This window comes from Porphyromonas endodontalis ATCC 35406 (assembly GCF_000174815.1).
GTDB classification, from domain to species: Bacteria; Bacteroidota; Bacteroidia; order Bacteroidales; family Porphyromonadaceae; genus Porphyromonas; species Porphyromonas endodontalis.
Genome location: NZ_ACNN01000007.1, coordinates 90,786 through 112,932, shown reverse-complemented (window position 1 = coordinate 112,932; position 22,147 = coordinate 90,786). Strand labels below are relative to the sequence as shown.

General features: G+C 48.5%; 16 protein-coding genes and 1 pseudogene. All 17 read left to right on the top strand.

Annotated elements, in window-relative coordinates:
• Window positions 1–19 precede the first annotated feature (19 nt).
• The 17 genes and pseudogenes from POREN0001_RS01995 to POREN0001_RS01925 all read left to right on the top strand — a co-directional run bounded on the left by POREN0001_RS01995 (window position 20) and on the right by POREN0001_RS01925 (window position 21,992).
• Window positions 20–1,018 carry a YitT family protein gene (locus POREN0001_RS01995; RefSeq protein ID WP_004332586.1) on the top strand — a complete coding sequence of 333 codons (999 nt, stop codon included), beginning with the start codon at window positions 20–22 and terminating at the stop codon, window positions 1,016–1,018.
• Window positions 1,019–1,048: 30 nt separating this feature from the next.
• Window positions 1,049–1,432: a DUF2752 domain-containing protein gene (locus POREN0001_RS01990; RefSeq protein ID WP_004332583.1), complete on the top strand. Its 384-nt coding sequence runs from the start codon at window positions 1,049–1,051 to the stop codon at window positions 1,430–1,432.
• Between the two features lie 125 nt (window positions 1,433–1,557).
• Entirely contained in the window at window positions 1,558–2,502 is a 945-nt protein-coding gene (locus POREN0001_RS01985) for a hypothetical protein (protein ID WP_004332487.1), read from the top strand.
• A 167-nt stretch (window positions 2,503–2,669) separates the two neighbouring features.
• Complete coding sequence (locus POREN0001_RS08965; RefSeq protein ID WP_004332481.1) at window positions 2,670–3,893, top strand: leucine-rich repeat domain-containing protein; 1,224 nt, start codon at window positions 2,670–2,672, stop codon at window positions 3,891–3,893.
• Between the two features lie 11 nt (window positions 3,894–3,904).
• Window positions 3,905–4,333 (top strand): annotated as a pseudogene (locus POREN0001_RS09520) (InlB B-repeat-containing protein); the annotation flags it as partial.
• On the top strand, window positions 4,310–4,600 hold the full coding sequence (locus POREN0001_RS09515; protein ID WP_248616543.1) for a T9SS type A sorting domain-containing protein: 291 nt from the start codon (window positions 4,310–4,312) through the stop codon (window positions 4,598–4,600). The pseudogene POREN0001_RS09520 and the gene POREN0001_RS09515, both read left to right, overlap by 24 nt.
• A gap of 150 nt (window positions 4,601–4,750) precedes the next feature.
• Entirely contained in the window at window positions 4,751–5,812 is a 1,062-nt protein-coding gene (gene tsaD / locus POREN0001_RS01970; RefSeq protein WP_004332393.1) for a tRNA (adenosine(37)-N6)-threonylcarbamoyltransferase complex transferase subunit TsaD, read from the top strand.
• Between the two features lie 14 nt (window positions 5,813–5,826).
• On the top strand, window positions 5,827–6,315 hold the full coding sequence (locus POREN0001_RS01965) for a CinA family protein (RefSeq protein WP_004332555.1): 489 nt from the start codon (window positions 5,827–5,829) through the stop codon (window positions 6,313–6,315).
• A gap of 17 nt (window positions 6,316–6,332) precedes the next feature.
• On the top strand, window positions 6,333–7,766 hold the full coding sequence (locus POREN0001_RS01960; protein ID WP_004332415.1) for a PDZ domain-containing protein: 1,434 nt from the start codon (window positions 6,333–6,335) through the stop codon (window positions 7,764–7,766).
• Between the two features lie 17 nt (window positions 7,767–7,783).
• On the top strand, window positions 7,784–8,770 hold the full coding sequence (locus POREN0001_RS01955; RefSeq protein WP_004332515.1) for a CvfB family protein: 987 nt from the start codon (window positions 7,784–7,786) through the stop codon (window positions 8,768–8,770).
• A 168-nt stretch (window positions 8,771–8,938) separates the two neighbouring features.
• The gene (locus POREN0001_RS01950) at window positions 8,939–11,869 is read left to right on the top strand and encodes a T9SS type A sorting domain-containing protein (RefSeq protein WP_052296668.1); all 2,931 of its coding nucleotides are present in this window, start codon (window positions 8,939–8,941) and stop codon (window positions 11,867–11,869) included.
• Window positions 11,870–12,148: 279 nt separating this feature from the next.
• The gene (locus tag POREN0001_RS01945) at window positions 12,149–15,058 is read left to right on the top strand and encodes a T9SS type A sorting domain-containing protein (RefSeq protein WP_040580102.1); all 2,910 of its coding nucleotides are present in this window, start codon (window positions 12,149–12,151) and stop codon (window positions 15,056–15,058) included.
• A 504-nt stretch (window positions 15,059–15,562) separates the two neighbouring features.
• Window positions 15,563–18,436, top strand: coding sequence for a T9SS type A sorting domain-containing protein (locus POREN0001_RS01940; RefSeq protein WP_004332575.1), 2,874 nt, complete (start codon window positions 15,563–15,565; stop codon window positions 18,434–18,436).
• A 279-nt stretch (window positions 18,437–18,715) separates the two neighbouring features.
• Entirely contained in the window at window positions 18,716–19,006 is a 291-nt protein-coding gene (locus tag POREN0001_RS09335) for a hypothetical protein (RefSeq protein ID WP_004332498.1), read from the top strand.
• A 13-nt stretch (window positions 19,007–19,019) separates the two neighbouring features.
• Window positions 19,020–19,979: a BspA family leucine-rich repeat surface protein gene (locus POREN0001_RS01935; RefSeq protein ID WP_004332429.1), complete on the top strand. Its 960-nt coding sequence runs from the start codon at window positions 19,020–19,022 to the stop codon at window positions 19,977–19,979.
• Window positions 19,980–20,268: 289 nt separating this feature from the next.
• Entirely contained in the window at window positions 20,269–20,550 is a 282-nt protein-coding gene (locus POREN0001_RS01930) for a hypothetical protein (protein ID WP_004332469.1), read from the top strand.
• Between the two features lie 260 nt (window positions 20,551–20,810).
• On the top strand, window positions 20,811–21,992 hold the full coding sequence (locus POREN0001_RS01925; protein ID WP_004332564.1) for a universal stress protein: 1,182 nt from the start codon (window positions 20,811–20,813) through the stop codon (window positions 21,990–21,992).
• Window positions 21,993–22,147 lie beyond the last annotated feature (155 nt).

Here is a 22,147-nt window from a genome sequence, read left to right as displayed (position 1 = left end):
CAAGAAAATATCTCTCAAGATGACCGAATCTAAGTTGCAGCTCCCCAAGCAACGAGGGGCAAAATTGCGCATTGCGCACGATCTTCTGATCATGTTTATCGGCGTAGTGAGCTATGCTTTTGGATGGACAGCCTTCATTCTTTCTCAGAACATTACCTCCGGTGGTTTGGCAGGTATCACTACCATCATCCAGCTCGCCACCAACATCCCCGCAACTGTCCCCTACTACATCATCAATGTATTCCTCTTGGTGCTCGCAATCCTCTTCTTAGGGTGGCGCTTCACACTTAATACTCTTATCGGGGTAGGGATGATTTTGCTTGTACTCCCCTTTGGTCAAGCCCTCTTCACAGACCCCGTGGAGCAAGCAGAGGTACTCAACAACATCTCCCCATTTATCCGCAATCTCGTACCCAACGTAGGGCCTTTGCTCGCAAATGACGAACCCTTTGTAGCACTGCTCTTAGGATCGGTATTCTGCGGTTTGGGATTGGGATTCGTGTTCTCTGTTAATGGATCTACCGGAGGTACGGACGTAATTGTTGCCATCATCAATAAGTACAAAAATGTATCGCTTGGTCGTGCCATGATTATGGTCGATAGCGTGATCGTAGGTACGGGCTGTGTCGTAAGCCACTACATGGGACCCCAATACGACTGGACGGTAGCTTTTGGTAAACTTGCCTTCTCATTTGTAGAAATCGTGGTGGTAGCCCAAGCTATGGACTTCTACCTCAACAGCAACAAACAGAGCGTACAATTCTTTATCAGCAGCCTCAAGTATTCCGAGATCAACGACGCTATTGTCCATCGATTGCACCGAGGTTGCACCATCTTAGAGGCTACCGGAGGGTACAGTCAGCAACCCACCAAAGTATTGATGGTAGTTATGCGTAAGAATATGCGCACCCCTCTTATGCAGATTGTGCGCGAGATTGACCCCAACGCTTTCGTGTCCGAAGGCATTGTACATGGTGTGTATGGCGAGGGCTTCGACGCTATCCGTAAACAAAAATAGCCCAACAGAGATCCCAAAACAGGAGGTAGGATGAAATACTCCTTCACTCGTATTCTAAGCATAGGTGTAGGGGTGGCAATTGTGGTTGCCCTCCTACTCCTTTTCTTTTTCAACCCTGAGACAACGCCCATTTACCCACGTTGTCCCTCACGTCTACTCACGGGCTACCAATGCGCCGGTTGCGGGAGCCTTAGAGCTACCCATGCATTATTACATGGTCGCCTGCTACAAGCCTGGCACTACAACCCGATTCTTTTCCTTGGGATGCCCCTAGTCTTTTTCCTTCTTGCGATTGAGCGTCTACGCCATCGCCACGCTTGGGCAGAGCGTATCTACCTCCGCTGCAATAGACCTCTCTTTATCGGGGTCCTCATTCTCATCACCATAGCCTGGACCATTATCCGCAATTTATAAACTCCTAGAAGCGAGGCTAAGACTCTATTTCTGCCGCATTTTAGTTTCATTTCCGATTTTTCCCCAGCAAAATACAACTATATTGTACTATCTTTGCCTCAAGAAAATAAATAGATAGCACCTAAATGACAACAACAAATTCTCCTAGCTCCCCCTCTAGCGAGAGCCTCTCTCGTTTTAGTATGAAGGGCGTTTGGGCCTTTCTTATCGTACTTTTCAGTATGCCCCTAGGGCATGCTCTCATGATTTTGAGCGAAAAATTTGCCGGTGATGCCTATGTATTTCACGCTGCACTAGTCATGGGATTCATCGGAGTAGCACTTCTTCTCTGGGGATTTATAGCACGAAACGCTACACAGCAGACCATATTAGGATTCCTCGGAGGGGTGCTTTTCTGGACCGGTTGGGTGGAATTTGCCTTCGTCTACTATGCTAGACGCTACGGTATAGAACCCCTACTAGACCCTGTAACCAAAGAGGTTATAACCAAACCTGAGTACCTAATTATGCCCTCGAGCATTAGCTTTTGGGCTATGATGATGCTCGGCTATACCCTTAACTCCCGCACGGGTTGCAACCTATTCAATTGGATACAGCGTCACTTCCTCCCCAAAGAAAAAGTGAGAACATTCCGTGCTCCGGTACACAACGTGGCCGTTACCACCTTTATGGAGTTTAATGCTGTCATCTGGACTTGCTACCTACTCCTTCTCTTTGTCTACGACGAAGCCTTTATTGGAGATAGGCACCCCATTGCCTACATCATAGCCTTTGGCTCTCTTGTTTGGGCTATGTATCTCTTCTCTCGTCTCATCCGTATCAAAAACATTGGAGCCGCCATCCGCTACGCTATACCCACGGTGATTATCCTATGGAATACGGTAGAGATCTTAGGAAGGTGGAATCTTTTCAAAGAGATCTGGGTACACCCCTTGGAGTATGCCCTTGAGATGACTCTCATTCTTGTCTCCTTTTTCGTATTTATTGCTATCCTCTACTTCAGCGATAAGCGTCATATGAAGCAAAAGGCGGACAAGAATACTCAAAAAACAGACGAGACAAAAAGCTAATTCTTGAGCGGCGAATTCCATCTCGCTGCAAGGATATATAGAAAAAAGTAGTACCTTTGTGGAAAAGAGGACAGAAAAGGCTCATTGCTCACTGTTCTTGTTTGTTTTAACTCCTCCCATACATAGGGAGGTTCCACTAGGATATTCACCCATAAATATAAAACGATATGAAATTAGGACTTCGATTACAAAGTTTAGTGGCTTGGGCCTTGTCCCTCGCACTCGTAACCATCGCCCTACCACAACTTAACGCACAAAATCCTGTCATTACACTAAAGACCTCCAAGACAAAGGGAGAAAAACTCCTCTTTAACATCTATCCTAAAGCCTCCTTCACAATAGAGGGTGTTAAAGCCAACGGGATAGACCCAGAAACAAATAAGCAGATTTATATTCTTGACTCCGAAGATGGAAAAATCTCAATAAGTGGGCCAGTACTCTTCTTTGAATGCAGTGGCGAAAATATAACCTCTCTAGACATTTCTAAGAACTCGCAGCTAAAAGTGCTAGACTGCTCCCAAAACAGTCTCACATCTCTAGATGTATCGAAGAATACAAATATTGGAACGCTTAATTGCTCCAATAACAATCTCTCCTCATTGAGCATATCAAAGAATACTGTTCTAAGCATCCTCAAATGCTCGGATAATAGGATCGCCTCTTTGGATCTCTCGAAGAACACAGGTTTATTTGAGCTGAGATGCTCCAACAATAAGCTCACATCTCTGGACCTCTCAAAGCATAACAGATTGCAGGAAGTGCATTGTGACAATAATCAACTTTCCTCCTTAATTGTATCCAAGCAAGCTACAGAACTTATAGAAGTTCGCTGCACACAAAATCAGATTCAAGGGGCATCTATGGATGCTCTCATCGCCTCTCTTCCCAAACTCAACAACCCTGAGAACCCCGGAGTCCTCGCCATCTATGATAACAGCAAAGATAGTGAGCACAACACCTGCACATCGGCACAAACCGCTGCAATCAAAAAGCTCGGCTGGGTTCCCTACACGTACAACAAAAGCGCGAATACTTGGAAAGAATACACCCCTGCTACGTTTTTCCTCACCTACGCTCAACCCTCAAATGGAGTTCTTACGGTAAAGAATGGAGCCAGTACAATAGCATCTCAATCTTCTGTTGAGATAGGAACCCAACTTACTGTCGTAGCAACTGCCAACCAAGGCTACGAACTCGAGGCGTTGATGATCAACAATAAAAAGGTAAACCCCACATTCGACCCAACACTTCGCACCTACAAGGCAAACTTTACCGCTGAAAAGGCGACAACCATCTCCGCTACCTTCAAGCGAAAGATTGAGAAAGTAACCATTACCTACAAGCCGGCGACCAACGGCAACCTCATCGTAAAGCAAGGGCGAACACCCTAGCATCCGGCACTTCGGTAGAGAAGGGAACTCAACTCACTGTCGTAGCAACTGCCAACCAAGGCTACGAACTCGAAGCGTTGATGATCAACAACAAGAAGGTGGAGAACCCCACATTCGACCCAGCTCTCCGCACCTACAAGGCAAACTTTACCGCTGAAAAGGCGACGACCATCTCCGCCACCTTCAAGCGAAAGATTGAGAAAGTAACCATTACCTACAAGCCGGCGACCAATGGCAACCTCATCGTAAAGCAGGGAGCGAACACCCTAGCATCCGGTGCTTCGGTAGAGAAGGGAACCCAACTCTCTGTCGTAGCGACTGCCAACCAAGGCTATGAGCTGAAAAATGGCAAAGTACTTTTGGGGGATAAAGAACTAGCACTGACTCGTGAAGGACAGGTTTACACCGGTACATTCGTGGTGGAGGCTTCTGTTGAAATCTCTGCGGAATTTATCGCAACGACTGCCCTCTCGGCTATAGACTCCCCAAGCATCTTGGTCTATCCCAACCCTGCCAGTCATAAGGTACAAATCAGCAATGCTAACCCCAATAGCGAAGTAGCTCTCTACAATATGGATGGTCTGCTCCTCCAACAGGTGACCACCAACGCTGAGGGAGAGGTTACCCTCCACGTTGCTACCCTCCCCACAGGTCACTACCTTGTACGGATCGGTTCATCAAGTATTTTAGTAGACATCAGACGTTAATACTGACACTCCATAATAAGATAAGACGCCGAAGAGAGAGGGCAATACAATACGAAAGTTGTTCCTTTCCTCTTCGGCGTTTTATCTTTTACAATCCACTCTTTATCTATATCTAATCTCCATTTTATCCCTACCTTTGCGCCAAACAGAATGGTGCAACAGCAAATGACACAAGAAAAGAAGTATCCACTTCTACTAGGGATTGAGAGCTCCTGCGATGATACCAGTGCCGCCGTAGTGCGTGGGTGCGAGCTACTCAGCAACGTAATTGCAAGTCAAGCAGTGCACAGTGCCTACGGAGGAGTAGTACCTGAGATGGCATCGCGAGCACATCAACAAAACATAGTACCTGTAGTAAGCGAAGCCCTCAAGCGTGCAGGAGTATCGGTGCACGATTTGGATGGCATTGCCTTTACGGCAGGACCCGGATTGCTAGGGTCTCTGTTGGTTGGGGTCAACTTTACCAAAGGCTTACACCTCGCACTGGGTACGCCTCTCATCTCAGTAAATCACTTGAGAGCGCATGTGCTGGCTCACTTTATCTACGAACCCGGGGAGGAACACCAAAGCCCCGAATTTCCCTTTTTGTGTCTATTGGTCTCGGGAGGGAACTCGCAGATCATCAAAGTAAATAGCCCTTACGACATGGAGGTTGTGGGGCAAACAATAGACGATGCGGCAGGCGAAGCTTTCGACAAATGCGCCAAAGTAATGGGGCTAGGTTACCCGGGAGGCCCTATCGTAAATAAGCTAGCCAATGAGGGGAATCCCCTCCGTTTCCAATTTAGCAAGCCTCAAATCAAAGGACTCGATTATAGTTTTAGCGGGCTCAAAACCTCATTCCTCTACACGCTTAGAGACGAACTAAAGGAGAACCCTAACTTTATAGAAGAGAACAAAGCGGACCTTTGCGCTTCCCTCCAAAAGACGGTTATCGACATTCTTATGGGTAAGCTCCTAAAGGCAACCAAGCAATATCAAATCAATCGGGTGGCTGTAGCCGGAGGCGTTTCTGCCAATACGGGGCTTAGAGATGCCTTTGCCGATTATGCCTCTCGCTACGGATGGCAGATCTTTATCCCCAAGTTTGCCTACACTACAGACAACGCTGCCATGGTAGCCGCCGCCGGATACTTTTCGTATCTAGCTGGAGATTTTGCCTCACGAGACCTCGTTCCCTTTGTACGCACTACGCTCAAAGAGAACCTATAAATAGAGAGATCCGAATGACAACGCTCCACCCCCTTGTAGTACAAATAGCACGACTACTCCTTGCTCGGCAGGAGACAATAGCGACGGCCGAGAGCTGTACGGGGGGGCGACTTGCCTCTTACCTTACCGCCCAAGCAGGGGCTAGTAATTGGTACGCAAGCGGAGCTATCACCTATAGTGAAAAGCAAAAGGTGGAGCTATTGGGGGTCGATCCCTCGCTCATTGCCCGGCATGGCGTAGTAAGTCGGGAGGTGGCCCTTGCCATGGCTCGGGGCGCACAAGCGCGCTTTGGCGCAAACCATGCCTTGGCAACAACAGGATTTGCCGGACCTCTAGGAGGCACTCCCGAGTCGCCTATTGGCACTGTTTGGATTGGGATAGCCCTCGGGAGCCAACTTTATGCACACAAACTCAGAATACAAAAAGGGCGAGAGGCTCTCATCTCGGAGGTCTGCCGTGAAGCTCTACAGCTCTTTATCCATCACTATACAACGAAGAAATAACTCTAGAGAAGCATACGATGAAACTTAAACACCTTCTTCCTCTAACTTTGGCTACACTCCTTTTGGGATTCGGTAGTGCAGAAGCTCAAACCTCCAAGTCTAAGAGCCAAATCTGCCGCATTGGGCTGGAGTATCAGATGAGTTACAACGAAAATTGGGGAGCCAATCGCCCTATCATCCTCTCTATCGAGCCCAATTCTCCTGCAGCTCTTGCCGGACTCAAAGTGGGGGATATAGTGGAGAGTATCAATGGTCGGTCTCTCAAAGATCTCTCCGAGCAGGAGTTTGTGGAAATCTTGCAGGGAGGAGACGCTGCCATACAGCTGGAGGTTAGCAATTTCTCTTACAAGAAAAAGAGCCGTACCCTCCAACCCGAGTGCCACGACCGCTCCCTACTCGACGAGCGACTACTCGCGCAAGCCTTTGCCTTTTATAGCCTCGAAGACGAAAGCGAACGTGCCATCGTTTATCCCTTCGACACGGGACGTGAGGGAAAAACGAGCTTCGAAAACTTTGGCAACTTTGCTTTTGCAGACGAGAGCAAAGCCCTCTCTAGCACCGATATTGCCCTAAACGAAGTAATCCGCAAGCAACTAGAAGCCAAAGGTCTACGCTATGACGCTTCCGACCCCGACATCGTTATCGACACCTATTACACGTTGGCACGCAATCCCTATTTCGACGCCAAAAAGGCAAAGAATGCAGATAAGCTCTGGGATGTACGTATAGACCCCGACCAAAAGAGCCTTGTACAAGTTCCCTTCCTAGCCGTAGGGGCCGACAAACAGCTTGCCGACTATGTGCTTACCATAGGAATACGGATCTTTAATGGGCGCAATCTCAGTATTTTGCTCTGGAGCTGCGAAGCCGTAGAGCACCTCACCGAAGAATTTTCTATCGAGGAGTATGCTCGCCTTTCCATCCCCATGATGATGGGACAATTCCCCTTCGTTCGCTACAATATCAACCCCAAATGGCGCATTGCCACGCATCGACACAACTACACAGGGCTCTACCTACGCACCTCCGATCTCGGAGACGTTGCCTACGTAGCACCTAACTCTCCTGCCGCCAAAGTCGGAATACGTGCAAACGATGTGATAGTAGCCATCAACGAAAAGCCTATGGCCATGGTGGATCAGCTCAATGCCGCTTATCGTCTCTTCGTAGAGAACACGCTGCAATACCGAGACGAAAGCAGCATGTTTACGGATCGTAATGGAGTAAAATACTGCCGCTATTGGCGCAAAGACAGCTACTCGTCTATCCAGAAACAGATCGCAAAGGAGAAATGCCTATCCATCTTCTCCTACCTCTTTGGTTTCCGTCCCTATATCCTTGGAGAGCGTTCTACCCCCTACTATACTTTCGACGTACTAAGCGAGGGAGTAACTCAACGCCTCAATGTGATGCCGGAGCTACACGACAATAGCTATATCACGCTCGATTAACCTCGGAAGAGACACGAATGTCACACCCCAAGAATACAAAAAAGGGAGATCGAGAGCCTGCTCGCCAGTTCGGTACAGGTCTTCGCAAAATCACCTTTCTACACGAAGATGAAGTTGCATCTCCGCCATCTCGCCTCCCTGCTCAGCCCCCTCTTTCCTCCCAAAATCCCTCTTTGGGAAAGTGGGCGGCTCTAGAGGTATTGCGTATCACGCCTCCCGGGGCTTACCTTGCCGTTGATACCGAGGAGGTACTATTGCCTCGTCGGTATTTCCCGGAAGAGGGGCTACAAGAGGGGGATCTCATCGAAGTATTTATCTATCATGACAATGAGGGAAGGCTCATTGCCACTACACTCCACCCCTATGCTCTCTTAGGCGAAGTCGCTTTTTTAGAAACAAAGGCAGTGACCAAAGAAGGGGCTTTTATGGCATGGGGGATTCATCGTGACCTCTTCGTTCCCTTTGCCGAGCAGCCTACACGCTTTGCCCAAGGCGCCAGCTACCCTATTGTTGTCTATATAGATCATATTAGTGGCAGGCTTACCGGCTCCGGAGAATTGCGAAAACATATTGGGAACGAGCTTCCCAACTACATCCCCGGCGAGGCCGTGGAGGCTCTCATTGTGGAGAACCACGAGAGGGGCTATCGGGCAGTAGTTGATCATCGCTATTGGGGTATGCTCTACCATAGCGACCTCGAAGTCCCCCTTATAGTAGGCTCTCGCACGACTTCCTATATAGTACGCACACGAGAGGACGGCAAGCTAGATCTCGCTCCCAACCCGATAGGGGTGGCACGACTTAAAACCAATAGCGACTATATCCTCCAACTACTAACAGAGCAAGGAGGGAGCCTTCCTGTTGGGGATAAGAGCAGTGCTGAGGAAATTGCAGCCCTCACCAAGCTCTCCAAGAAAGCCTTTAAGATGGCAATCGGTGTACTCTACAAACAGAGACTCATAGAGCTAACTCCTCAGTCTATTCACCTAGCAAAAAGGGAATAAAGACCTCCTAGATACAAGTACAACCTGCACAGAAGGAATAAAAAACGAGATACTCGACTCTCTTTTGCTGCCAAGTCGCAAATTTTTCGACGACATTTATTTCTCCAGAACAAGAAAATTGTACTTTTGCAATCGGCAAAATAAATAATTCAAACAACCAAAACGACAATGAAAGGTAACACCCCCCTATTAGTAAAGGCCCTATTGGCTCCTGTGCTAGTAGTAGCCTCGTCTACCCTATTTGCCACGGCGCAAATATCGTATGGAGGTACTCCTGCAAGTTTTAACCACTCCGCAAGCTCTAGCGTACTCCGCTCCACTGCGGCTCCTAAGGTGATAAAGGTACTTCCCAATTTTAATCCAGACGACGTAAAGAGCACGAACGGATGGGATGTAAACAGACTGCATGTAAAGCCCTTGACGATAGGCAAAACCATTGATACCAATATTGACTTTGCTCGTGATGCTGAGCGCATTACGCTAGACAATGGTACCACAATGTACCGCCTTACCATAGACATAAAAAATGCCAAGGCGAGCCTGCTCTACTACGACGACTTCTTCATTCCCAAAAATGGGGGTGAGCTATATATTTATACGCCAAACCGTCAGAGGGTACTTGGGAAGTACACGCACGAAACGCACCCCACACATGGAGCTTTTGCCACAGAAATGCTCCCCGGTGCGACAGTCGTGCTTGAGTACTATCCCTATATCAATAGCCAAGAGATGCCCTCAATCTTGATTTCCTCAGTGGGGCATATCTTCTCCACACGCGAAGCCGGACTTAGGGATCCCGGTGAAGACAGTGCACACGATGATTGCGCTTTCAACGTAAATGCAGCCGAAGGAGCCGAGTGGCAGGACCAAAAAGCGGGTGTTGTACAAATAATGATGGTACATGGGGGACGGATTAGCGTATGCTCAGGAAACCTCCTCAACAACACCAATGAAGACTTCAAACCCTATATTCTCTCTGCAGCACACTGCGAGAGCACAACAAAAAACAAGACCTCTAGCGCAAGCGATCTCGCCCAATGGATCTTCACCTTCCACTACGAAAAGCCCAATAGCAGTAACGGCGCCATCGCCATCGTTAGAAATCAAGCTAAGTCGATGGTAGGCTGCGACATTAAAGCATTCCTACCCATTGATGGTCAGTCGGATGGTCTTCTTCTAGAGCTAAAACAAGAAGTTCCCGAGTCGTACCGAGTGTATTACAATGGTTGGGATAGATCGGATGTACTCCCCAATAGTGGCGTAGGGATGCACCATCCTGCCGGTGACGCAAAGAAAATTTCGGTGTACAACGGAGGAGTTGTCAGCAAAACTTGGGACAACCGGTATAATGGAGAAGGGAGCAAAGGTGCAGACAACGCACACCTCTTCTTCCACTTCACCAAGGGAGAGACAGAGGGAGGTTCTTCGGGTTCTTCTCTTTGGAACGAAAACAAACTTGTAGTAGGTACGCTCACCGGTGGGGCCGGTCGCTGTACAACGGGGACCAACTATTACGGCAAACTCTCGTACCACTGGGATAAGTTTTCCGAGAAGATGTCGACCTTCCTCGACCCCAAAACAAATGGAACTGCGACTTCTCTTCAAGGGGCTTGGAGAAAAAACAAAGATGGCGTAGAGCTACGCCCCTTACCTCATGTAACAGGTCTCAAAATAGAAAAAGATGGAGAAAACCTGAAAGTGAGCTGGGATCCCGTGCCCACAACACACCTTGCTCCCGGATGGAAAGTGAAGTACAATATCCAACGCAATGGAAAGGTGTTAGAAGACAAGCGTACAGAAGCGACCTCGTTCTCCGAGCCCGCAAAAGATGCTGAGAACTCAAGCAAAGACGAGAAGGGATTCTGCCAAACCATTACTTATGCTGTACAAGCTCGCTACGAATATGGAACAGGTAACGACCTGACAACCCTCAACCCTTCTAAACCCGAGCGTTATGCGGAGACAGACTGGATCGAACAAAGTATTTTCGTGGGCGAACGCTCCAAGTGGGTACCGGTAATTGGCAAGAGTAAAGAGAACTCTGGCGGCATGCGTATCTCCTGGAATCAGCCTTACAACTTCCAAGAAGTAACTCTTTTTGGGGCTCCCAAAAGCGATGCAACCTACAAACCCACCTCTACAAGAATTAAAGTCGCATTCCAAGGATACCCTGTTCCCAGAGAGATCACGCTCTTCAGCAAGTTCCCCTCGGATGCACTCCGCTCCGATGGCAAATCGGTATATGTACATGGCTTGCGCCTCATGCCCGCCACGGCCGGAGGTTCATATAAAGCATTCTTACAAACATCCAAAAGCTCCAATGATATTGTAACCAAATCTTTTGATGTACCCTCTAGCTGGAAGTCGGGGGATTGGGTTACCGTCATGTTCGACAAACCCGTGCAAATCAACAATGAGAAGGTGCTCTTTGCAGGAGTAAGTGTACCCAATGTCATAGGAGCCAAACTCTTGAGCTACTACGAATACTCCAGCGATGCTTATCGTGATTACTCTGACGGATCTTTTGCTTTCGACCTAAAGGAAGGAGAGCTTTTCTACATGTCTCCTTCTCAGGCAAGCACTCTCTACGCTGAGTCACCAGCTGGTTACTATGCCATTGGTCTTTTGCTAAGTACCAATAATAAAAAATCCTCATCTGAAGACAATCTTAGCGTCTTTGCAACGAATAAATCGCTTGCCCCCTTCCCTGTTGTAAAAGAGTTTATCGTAAAACGTAATGGACAAGAGATCGCTCGCGTAAACACTCGTGAGTACTTAGATAAGAACGGAAAGGAAAGCGATAAATACGATATTGAGGTAGCATACGAAGAGGGTGTATACACAGGCAACCAAGAGATACCCTACGAAAAGGAGGCTCCCGGTGTATATCCTACCAAGATTGGCAATGATGCTCTTTTGCACCTAACCAATAGCTCTTCTGTCACAGCCGTCTCTATCTACACGGTAGATGGTGTACTCCTCAAGAAGGTAGAGCATCCATCAGCAAGTATCTCAGTAGAAGACCTTGCCGCCGGTAATACCTACATTGTTGTCCTTGATGGTAATGCAGGACGCAGTGTACACCGCATCTTCCGATAATGCTCTAGTTATACCGGCATAATAAGCCGGCTAAAATCTCAGAGAAAACCCTGCCCTCTTTTTTATAGAGGACAGGGTATTTTTTAGTCGAAAATCGGTCTAGAAATATTCTCGTCCTGCCCAAGAATGGAACAAAAGACAGCTGAGAACACTACAAACTGTCAGAGTCTCATAAAAGAACAAGCAATCACAGCAAATCGCATATTAAACTGAAAGAAAATCGTATCTTTGCGTGAGGTAGAAAAACTAATCTAGAAGACTCAGACAATCATACTAACAATGAGATGTAACAAACACCTATTAACGAAAGCTCTGCTGAGCACTACGCTAATAGCCTCTTCTACGCTGTTTGCCGCGGCGCAAATATCGTTTGGAGGAGAGCCTGCAAGCTTCCGTCAGCCAACTAACTCCCTACGTTCTACGGGAGCTAACAAGGTAATAGAAGTACGACCCGACTTCAATCCGGATGACATGCAGAGTCTGCAAGTGTGGGATGCTCAGCAAGTACACGTAAAACCGTTGATTATTGGGCGCACTATTGCCACAGACATCAATTTTGCTCGCGACGCCAAGCGTGTAACTCTCGATGATGGTACCCTTGTGTATCGTCTCACTGTTGATGTAAAAGGAGCTAAGGCAAACGTTCTCTATTACGACGATTTCTTTATTCCCCAGAATGCAGGGGAACTCTATATCTACACCCCCGATCGTAAAAAGGTACTCGGTAAGTACACCTACGAAACACACCCCACTCATGGGGCTTTCGCTACGGAACCCCTCCCCGGTACTACGGCTGTACTTGAGTATAGACCGGCTCTCAATAGTAAAGAGATGCCCACTCTTCTGATCTCTTCCGTAGGGCACATATTCTCCAAGGCTGCAGCTACTGTAGACCCCGGAGAAGACCAAGGAAGCGACGATTGTTCTGTAAACATCAACTGCCAAGAGGGTGCCGAGTGGCAAGAACAAAAGGCGGGAGTTGTACAGATGCTAATGCTCCATGGTAGATACATGGGGCTATGCTCGGGCGACCTCCTCAACAATACCAACGAAGATTTTACCCCCTACATTATCTCGGCAGCGCACTGTGAGAGTGTAACTACTGATAGGAAGGCATCAGAGGACGACCTCAACCAATGGATTTTCACCTTCCACTACGAAAAGTTGGGCTGTAGCAGTGGCTCCTTTGCTTTGGGGCGTGCTAAAACCATGGTCGGTTGCGATCTTATGGCTTTCCTTCCCATAAAAGGGCAGTCGGATGGGCTCCTCCTCAAACTGGATCAGATGATCCCGGACTCTTATCGCGTCTACTATAACGGGTGGGATCGCTCAGACGCCATCCCCAACAGAGGTGTAAGCATCCACCACCCTGCCGGAGATGCTAAAAAACTCTCCGTCTATAATGGCAATGTTATGACCAGTACTTGGCGCACCCAAGAGGCTGTAGGCGGACCGGATGCTCACTTCTTCTTCCACTTCACCAAGGGGGAGACAGAGGGAGGTTCTTCCGGCTCTTCTCTTTGGAACGAAGATAAACTTGTGGTAGGTACGCTCACCGGTGGTGGTGGACGTTGCCAAAGCGGCACAAACTTCTACGGAAGACTACAATACCACTGGGATAAGTACAAAAAGGATGGAGACGCCACCACACAAATGGCCTCCTTCCTCGACCCCAAGACTAATGGGCAAGCAACAAAGCTACGTGGTAGATGGAAAGATGAGGCAGGTACACTTCGTCCTCTTCCCATTGTTACAGGGGTCAAGATTAGCCGCGAGGGAGATAACATTAAGGTTACCTGGGATCCCATCCCCCGTACGCACCTCGCCGATGGGTGGAAAGTGAAGTACAACATCAGCCGCAATGGCAAAGATCTGGACAAGCGCACGGAAGCTACTGAGTTTACAGAACCCATTACTGAAGCAGAAAAAGACAACCATGGCTCCATCACCTATGGCGTACAAGCTCGCTACGAGTACGGGACAGGCATCCCCACAGAAAATCCGGATAGGCCTGAGCGATACGCTGTTACCGATTGGGTTGAGCAAGGTATCTACATTGGAGAGAAGAGCAAGACGGTACCTGTTGTTTCTGTAAAGAAAGAGACTAATGGAGTGCGCATCTCCTGGAATCAACCCCATAACCTCCAAGAGGTTACCCTCTTTGGTGCTCCCAAAGAGACATCGGAATATGAAGATATTACTCTCCGCTATGTAGGCGCAGTTTACACAAACAGCCATCCCAATGGTTTTATTCCTTCGGAGATTACACTTGCAAGCAAATTCCCTACCGGCTCTTTTGATGCAAATGGTTCTGCTCTCTATGTGCATGGGATTCGTGTAATACCGACCCAAAAAGTCTCGGGAGTGTACAAGGCTTATGTACACTCTAGCAAAATGGTAAACTCACAGTACTATGTGAATCAACCCTTTGATGTACCTGCAGATTGGACTCCAGGGCAATGGGTCACGGTACTATTCCAAAAACCTATCGCCATTGACCTAGAGAAGGTCTTATATGCCGGTGTAACTGTTCCTAATAAGAATACCACCTCATATCCATCCATCAGCTTTGTTAAGTACACGAGCGATGCTGTACGCGAATACATCGACGGAAACGTTGTTTTGGAGAATGGTCAGGATATTTTCTCCTATAACGATGCTGTATCCTACTTGCGGATTGTTAATAAATATAGCGGCTACGCTGCTATCAGCCTCCTCGTAAGCAATGTAAAGAAACCCATTACCAGCGTAGACGATCAACGCATCTATGTAACAGGGAAGAACATAGTTGCTTTCCCAAAAGTAAAGGGTTTCACCATCAAGCGTAATGGCACAGAGATCGCCACTGTAGAAGCTGTGCGCGAATATGTAGACCAAGGGGGTAACGAAAATGACACGTACACCGTAGAAGTAAAATACGAAGACGGTATATACACAGGTTGCAAAGATATTCCTACAGACTCGGCAAATCCCAGTGTATACCCCACAACAATTGGTACAGATGGACTCTTGCATGTAAATGGTAGCGAAGCACTCTCAAGCCTCACGATCTATACAATGGATGGTCAGCTCGTGAAGTCGGTTCATCAGCCAGCGAGCACCGTTTCTATGGAAGACGTGCCTTCCGGCAACTACATCGTGGTACTTGACGGCTCTTGTGGACGCAAAACGCAACGCATTATCCGATAAGAATCAGTAAGTCTTTTGACATAAGATTCTCTTGAGAGAGGGGAGGCTCCGAAACAAAGGGTCTCCCCTCTCTTCTTTTTATACGGCTACTGCAATAGTAGCAAAAGGCCTTTTACCCCGTTTCTCGGTTGCTATCTGATGAGGCAACCGAGAGAAAAGAGAGAGAAATCAATGCCCCAAACGTTTCTACTGCGGTTTAGTAGGGGCTGAAAGGGGCTAGCTTGTGCCCTCTCTCCTTTCTGCCCAGGATTTTTTTGAGCTGTAGGCCTAAATATTTTTTGCTCCTGCCCATGAAACTTTTTTATTCTACCCTATTCCCAAAAAAATGTAGGGCAGGGGGGCTTCCGTTTCACGGGAAGGCTCTCCTCAAGTTTATAACATTCTCGTACAGCAAATTGGTTACCATCCATTGCAGTTGCTACTTGCATCTGCACTATAGGTTATTGGGCAATAGTAATGTTTCACTACCTTTGTGCGACGTAGATCCTATCGAAGAAGTCTTTTATGAAAAGGAAAAAACCTGTGACCTCTAGGCTCCTTATCGGCAGCTTTTTAGTGGCAATCGCTACGCTTACAGGCTCGGCGCAAATCTCGTTCGGCGGCACTCCTGCCTCTTTCCAAGATAGTGTAGAAACACTTCGTGCGAGTGCCCCTGCCAAGGTTATCACCATCCGCCCAAACTTCAACCCCGATGACGAACGCGCGCTACACCTCCGCACGCATACTAATCTAACAGGGAAACCCCTCTCCATTGGGCGCAGACTTTCCTCCCATATCGACTTTGCTCGCAATGCCGTACGCACACTACTCAATGATGGACGCATCGTCTATCGCTTGCAAATTGAGCTAAAGGGTGCTAGAGGGGTACTCCTAACCTACGACGATTTCTTCATCCCTCAAGGGGGAGAACTATTCATTTACACCCCCGATCGGAGCCAACTACTTGGGGCTTACACCCACGAAACACACCCAACACACGGAAGATTCGCCACCGAGCCCCTCTCGGGTAGTAGCGTTATCTTAGAGTATACCCCTCCTGTATCAGGAGAACTCCCCAGCCTCCTACTCTCTAGTGTAATCCATCTCTTCGCTACAATGGGACTACCCGACCCCGGAGCTCTCCATCGCGACGAGGCTTCGGACGAATTTTGCCAGATCAATGTCAATTGTAAAGAGGGTGCCGAGTGGCAAGCCGAAAAGGCAGGAGTAGTACAAATGTACATAATCAGCAAAGAGGGCGCCAGCTTCTGTACCGGCAACCTTCTCAATAATACCAACGAAGACTTTCGCCCCCTTATTCTCTCGGCAGCCCACTGCGAGAGTGCCTCCAACCAACTACATAACACTCCGGAGGAGCGTGACCAGTGGATTTTTACCTTCCACTACGAAAAACCGGGATGCAGCAATGGCAGGCTCTCCCTGTTCCGTGGCAAGAGCATGGTAGGGTGCAAACTGCTTTCTTTCCTCCCCATTGCCGGACAATCCGATGGACTTCTACTCGAACTCAACCAAGCCATCCCTCGGAGCTACCGAGTGTACTACAATGGTTGGGATAGGCGCAAAGTACTGCCCACCAAAGGGGTAAGCTTACATCACCCTAGAGGAGATGCCAAGAAAATCTCGGTGTACGACCACGCGCAATCGCCCGTAATGGATGGCACGTGGTACAGCGGATCCATCATCGAAAACATCAAGGGAGATGACGACGCACACATTCGCTTTAGCTTTTGGCAAGGCGCTACAGAGGGAGGTTCTTCCGGCTCTTCTCTTTGGAACGAAAACCACCTCGTGGTGGGGACCCTCTCGGGAGGGACGCCCGGATGCGCTCTAGAAAGTGAAAACCTCTATGGCAAACTCGCCTATCATTGGGATAAGTATAAAAAAGAGGGAGACCCTACCACCCAAATGGCAACCTACCTCGACCCCAAAGGGAGTGGCAGTGCCGAAACACTCAAAGGACGTTGGCGCGACGAAGCGGGTTACCTACGCCCTCTTACGCCCATCCACGATCTCAACATTCGCAAAGAGGGCAACCTCCTCAAAGTTACTTGGACTGCCCCCTCTCGCGAGCATATCCCCTCGGGCTGGAGCCTCGACTACAATCTGTACCGCAACGGGGCAGAAATTGCCAAAGGGATAAGTGCAACCGAATTCACCGAACCCTACCCAACGGCCCTCGAAGGGGCTCACGGCTCAGTCGTCTACGGCGTACAAGCCCACTACACCTACCATGGAGAGGTAATAGAGCCTAGCGACGAGAGAGAGGCTTTTGCCGATTGCGTCGAAGAGGGCATCTACATAGGCGATGCCACCCGCACCCTATCTCCCGAGAAAAAGAAGACTTCTCAAGGAGTTACCCTCTCGTGGCATCGCCCCTACAATATGCAGGAGATTTCACTCTTTGGCTACCCCCAAGATCCTCAGTATAGCAAGCTAGATCTGCCCCACATCAGCAAAATTGCCCCTGAGGCTATAGACCCTCAATATCAAACTATTGCGAGCAAATTCCCGAGCGAATACTTCACTTCGCACAACAAAGAGGTCTATATCCACGCCATTAGCTACATGCCCACACGCAGCGCCATGGGCAACTACAAAACCTTCTTGCGCTACGGCAATTTGTGCAACGCCTCAACCACCGTAACCCAACTATTCGATGTACCCGAGGGATGGCAAGAAAAAACTTGGCATACCGTCTATCTCAAGAAGCCCTTTAAGGTGGATGCGCAACGCTCCCTTTGGGTTGGCTTCTCAACTCGCAACGAAAAGACAGATATTGCTTCTATCTATTCGGTAAAAGGGACCGGCGACAGTATTCAGCAATATGTAGACGCTCTTTTCTCTCGCGACCTCGGGAACCATTTCTTTGGCAGGTGCGCAACAGACGGATATCTAGCCATTCGCCTCCATGTGAGCGACAATCCTGAGAAGATAACTCCGGAAGACGATACCCATATCTATGCCGGAGGGAAACGACCCGTACCCTTCCCTATAATTAAAGAGTACATTGTTAAACGGAACGGACAAGAGGTAGCACGCGTTGGTGATGCCCTCAGCTATACCGATCAAGAAGGAGGTGAAAACGACATCTACACGATAGAGGTAGTGTACGAAAATGGCGAAGTGCTCCCCACAGAAAGGGTGGCAAACGAGGAGCAGCCCGGGGTGTATCCCTCCCAAGTGGGCGAAGATGGCCTACTCCATCTCACAGCTCCCAGCCGTGTAATACGCTTTAGCCTTTATACTCTTGACGGGGAATTGGTACAAACGTGGCTTCACCCCTCCGCCACCCTATCGCTAGAGGGGATAGCTCCAGCCCCCTACATCGTAGTACTAGAGACCGAGACGGGGCGCATCACACAGCGCATTATCCGCTAAAAAGAAGCTTTGAGAACGAGTATCATCGGTTTGTTCGCCAAGCCGAGTTACTCCTTCTCATAGACAGCCATGCATGGGACATCCGTCCAGCCCCGGCTGATGGACGCAAATACCCTACCATCTAATTCGGACATCGAACCGCATCCCCTTGACTCAAAAATAGGCAAAGTCGTTTCGATTTGTCGCATTTCTTGCGTAAACTCTTGTACTTCTCAACACAAATGCTTAAGTTTGCAACAAATAGTCAAGGCGACGATAAATCCTAAAGTTCGAACGACGATGAAGACATTAGTAAAGCACTATACAGCAAGTCTCCGCACAGCTCTGCGAGACTCCGGCGCTAGTGCGTTTTACATGCTCGCCATGTGTCGTTCTCATTCGTTCGAGGGAGGGGACATTTCAGGCGTTCCTGTGCCATTTACGGAACGCACCTCTCCAACAAAAACCATATACGGAAGGCTCTGCCAGCATCTCTGCGTCAAAGAGATTCGGGCAGAGTCTTTTAGCATTATGGAGTTGCCCACCACGGCATCACAACCTCCAATTAACAAACAGATATTCAACATATAATCATTAAAAAGTTATGAAGAGACAATTACTCCACAATGCACTCATGGGCATCGCCGCTCTATTTGCAAGCATCGCGTTGCCCGCCATGGTACAGGCACAAAGCACAGAAGGCTACGCAGTGATGAACGTCGCAGACAAATCCATGACTTTCTATTACGACGCCAACAAGGCCACACACACCGAGGGTACCGTTTACGATTTCCCCGACTCCAACACCGGCTACCCCGAATGGTGTTTGGTGTATAACAGAAAGATAATTACCACCGTGACTTTTGACAATTCGATGGCGGACTGCCACCCTACCACCACGAGAATGTGGTTTGACGGCTTCGAGGAGCTTACCACCATCAACAATATAGAGAACCTCAATACCGACAAAGTAACCAACATGGGAGGTATGTTCTCCGGCTGCAAAGCCTTGAAGCAACTCGACGTATCGGCATTCAAAACTCAAGATGTGACCTTTATGGACTATATGTTCGATAACTGCGAAATCTTGACCGAACTTGATGTATCGGGCTTCGACACCCAGAAGGTAACCAAAATGGGCTTTATGTTCTATAACTGCAAAGGCTTGACTACACTCGACGTCTCGAGCTTCAACACCGAAGCTGTGGAGGACGTGAGCGATATGTTCCATGACTGCGAATCCCTCACCACCATCTACTGCGATGAGACCTGGACGACCGAAATGTCTATCAACATGTTCAAAAACTGCAAGAACATAAAGGGAGGAACAGACGGCACCGTTACCTACGACGATGAGAGAATTGATATAATGATGGCAAACCCCACAACGGGTTACTTCACAAAGAAAAAGTCCATCGCCATTGATACACCGGTAGCCAATAACAAAGCAGAGACTGCGTACAAGGGCATCTATACCCTAGAGGGCATGCATCTGGGCGACGACTTCGACCGCCTACCGGCAGGTATCTACATCGTCAATGGCGAGAAGGTGATGAAGCAATAAGGAAGAAGTCCAAACTCATAGGACAAAAGAACGCGTAAACAGGAACTATAGAACATCGAGGAGCCATCGCAACGCAGTGTCGTTTCGGTGGCTCCTCTATTATGATTTCCTTTGTTCATCTTTTTGGATGTACAAAATCCTCCTGCATGGGGAAGCGAGAAATCTAATCTCCACAGTAAAAAGCATTATGCAAAAGAAGTTGCAGAAAAGGTTGCAAAGTAGAAAATAAAGTTGTAACTTAGTGGCGTAAGTAAAGACAACGAGTACTAACAACTAAACGGATTGACCCATGACTAAAACGATCACTTTCAACGAACTGAGAAGGATCAAAGATAGCCTTCCCGATGGAGCCACGCAACGCATCGCTGATGAGTTGGGGCTTAAAGTAGAAACAGTACGCAACTATTTCGGTGGTGCCAATTACGAAAATGGAAGAAGTGCGGGTATTCACATCGAACCGGGTCCCGACGGAGGTATTGTAGAGATTGACGATACAACGATACTAGAGAAGGCTCTTGCACTGATTGGAGAGATGGAAGAAGTCTCCGAGCCAGAGAAAGAAGAAGCTTAACTCTAGTAGAGCGAAGCATACAGAAGGCATGGGAGGGGCAAAACAAGCATCGCTCCCGCGAGAGGGTGAGTTTACCGCTCCGTGCCTCTTTAGCATAGGGCTGGGGTTTTGAGGAATTTCGGCCGGTTACCTTGAGAGGTTCTCCCTCGGGAAGGATCTCAAAAGCAGGGGTGGAGGGGTTGTGTGCTACCACACTCCGGACACGTTCTCTGCTCTTACGTGCGTAATAGAATAGAAAGTGGCATTAAACTAAGGAATCCATGAGCAAAAACAATCCAGAACAACAAGAAAAACTCGTTACCGTAGCTATCCATACCTTCGAAAAGGCACAGATACTACAAACACTGCTACAAAGCGAGGGAATAGAGGCTACCCTGCAAAATGTTAATCAGATACTTCCCGTAGTCTCGGCTGGGGTGCGTGTGCGCATCAAAGAGAGCGACTTACCCCATGCACTAGACGTGATCGAGAACAATAATTGGAATCGTCCCGAACTATATGCCGAGCTTAATCAGGTGGATGGTTACAACAAAGAGGGGAAGTCGACAGAAGCCACACCCTACGTACTCATACCTGTAGACTTTAGCGATTTCATGCCCAATGTGCTACAGATTGGGTTCCACTTTGCTCAGCGCAGAGGTCTGCACGTGAAGTTGCTCCATGTCTACTTCTCGCAATTCTACTCTGTTGCCCCCATGCTATCCCCCGACATCTCCGTTTACCAAGCCAATAAAGAGCTTAACATTCGTCGGGAACATGAGCGTGCCGAGCGCAAAATGAACGCTCTAGAGAAGGAACTCAAAGAGAAAATGGAGAAGGGGGAAATCCCGAAGGCACCCTTCGAAACCCAGCTCATTGATGGTATCCCCGAGGACGTAGTGCTATCAACAGCGCGCAACCGTCCTCCCATCGCCATCATCATGGGTACGAGAGGGAAGAGCCGACGCAACGAAGATCTCATCGGATCCGTTGCCGCTGAGGTTATTGACCGCGCCAAGGTACCTGTACTCGTCGTACCAGAAGATGCCAAGGTGGTAGACCTTGCGGATGTAGAAAATGTAGGGGTAGCTACAGGGTTTGACCAACGCGACCTCGTACTCTTCGACCGCATGATGCAGCTCACAAAGCCTAATAAGCCCAATTACATGCTCTTCAACGTCTCTAGAATTACGGAAGACTGGAGTGAGATTGAGTTGCGCGCCATGATGGAGTACCACAAGCAACACTACCCCGATAGCAACATCGAGTTTACAACGCTGGATCCCGGCGACTTCTCCCTTGCGCTGGAGAAATTTGTCATCAGCAAGCATATTGGTCTTATCGTGGTTAATACGTACCGACGCAGTCTCTTTGCTCGCTTCTTCAATCCCGGGATGGCGCGTCGCATGCTCTTCCATGCTGGCACACCACTTCTAGTTATGCATAGCAATTCTTGGAGGTAAATCCTCATTAAATCATCTCTATACTAGCAGAGTAGAGGAGGATAGGTCAGGAGATCTACCCTCCTCTTTTTTAAGGGGGAAGCAGACCAGCCCCTCGAGAAGTAGAGGGGATGTTTTGGGAGAGAGCCCCCAAAGGCGAAAGGTAGAATGAGAGG

Coding starts and splice junctions, on each gene's coding strand:
- POREN0001_RS01930 (WP_004332469.1), top strand. CDS start 20,269: ATGACTAAAACGATCACTTTCAACGAACTGAGAAGGATCAAAGATAGC.
- POREN0001_RS01950 (WP_052296668.1), top strand. CDS start 8,939: ATGAAAGGTAACACCCCCCTATTAGTAAAGGCCCTATTGGCTCCTGTG.
- POREN0001_RS01965 (WP_004332555.1), top strand. CDS start 5,827: ATGACAACGCTCCACCCCCTTGTAGTACAAATAGCACGACTACTCCTT.
- POREN0001_RS01985 (WP_004332487.1), top strand. CDS start 1,558: ATGACAACAACAAATTCTCCTAGCTCCCCCTCTAGCGAGAGCCTCTCT.
- POREN0001_RS01925 (WP_004332564.1), top strand. CDS start 20,811: ATGAGCAAAAACAATCCAGAACAACAAGAAAAACTCGTTACCGTAGCT.
- POREN0001_RS01945 (WP_040580102.1), top strand. CDS start 12,149: ATGAGATGTAACAAACACCTATTAACGAAAGCTCTGCTGAGCACTACG.
- POREN0001_RS09335 (WP_004332498.1), top strand. CDS start 18,716: ATGAAGACATTAGTAAAGCACTATACAGCAAGTCTCCGCACAGCTCTG.
- POREN0001_RS01955 (WP_004332515.1), top strand. CDS start 7,784: ATGTCACACCCCAAGAATACAAAAAAGGGAGATCGAGAGCCTGCTCGC.
- POREN0001_RS01960 (WP_004332415.1), top strand. CDS start 6,333: ATGAAACTTAAACACCTTCTTCCTCTAACTTTGGCTACACTCCTTTTG.
- POREN0001_RS01995 (WP_004332586.1), top strand. CDS start 20: ATGACCGAATCTAAGTTGCAGCTCCCCAAGCAACGAGGGGCAAAATTG.
- POREN0001_RS01990 (WP_004332583.1), top strand. CDS start 1,049: ATGAAATACTCCTTCACTCGTATTCTAAGCATAGGTGTAGGGGTGGCA.
- POREN0001_RS01940 (WP_004332575.1), top strand. CDS start 15,563: ATGAAAAGGAAAAAACCTGTGACCTCTAGGCTCCTTATCGGCAGCTTT.
- tsaD (WP_004332393.1), top strand. CDS start 4,751: ATGGTGCAACAGCAAATGACACAAGAAAAGAAGTATCCACTTCTACTA.
- POREN0001_RS01935 (WP_004332429.1), top strand. CDS start 19,020: ATGAAGAGACAATTACTCCACAATGCACTCATGGGCATCGCCGCTCTA.
- POREN0001_RS08965 (WP_004332481.1), top strand. CDS start 2,670: ATGAAATTAGGACTTCGATTACAAAGTTTAGTGGCTTGGGCCTTGTCC.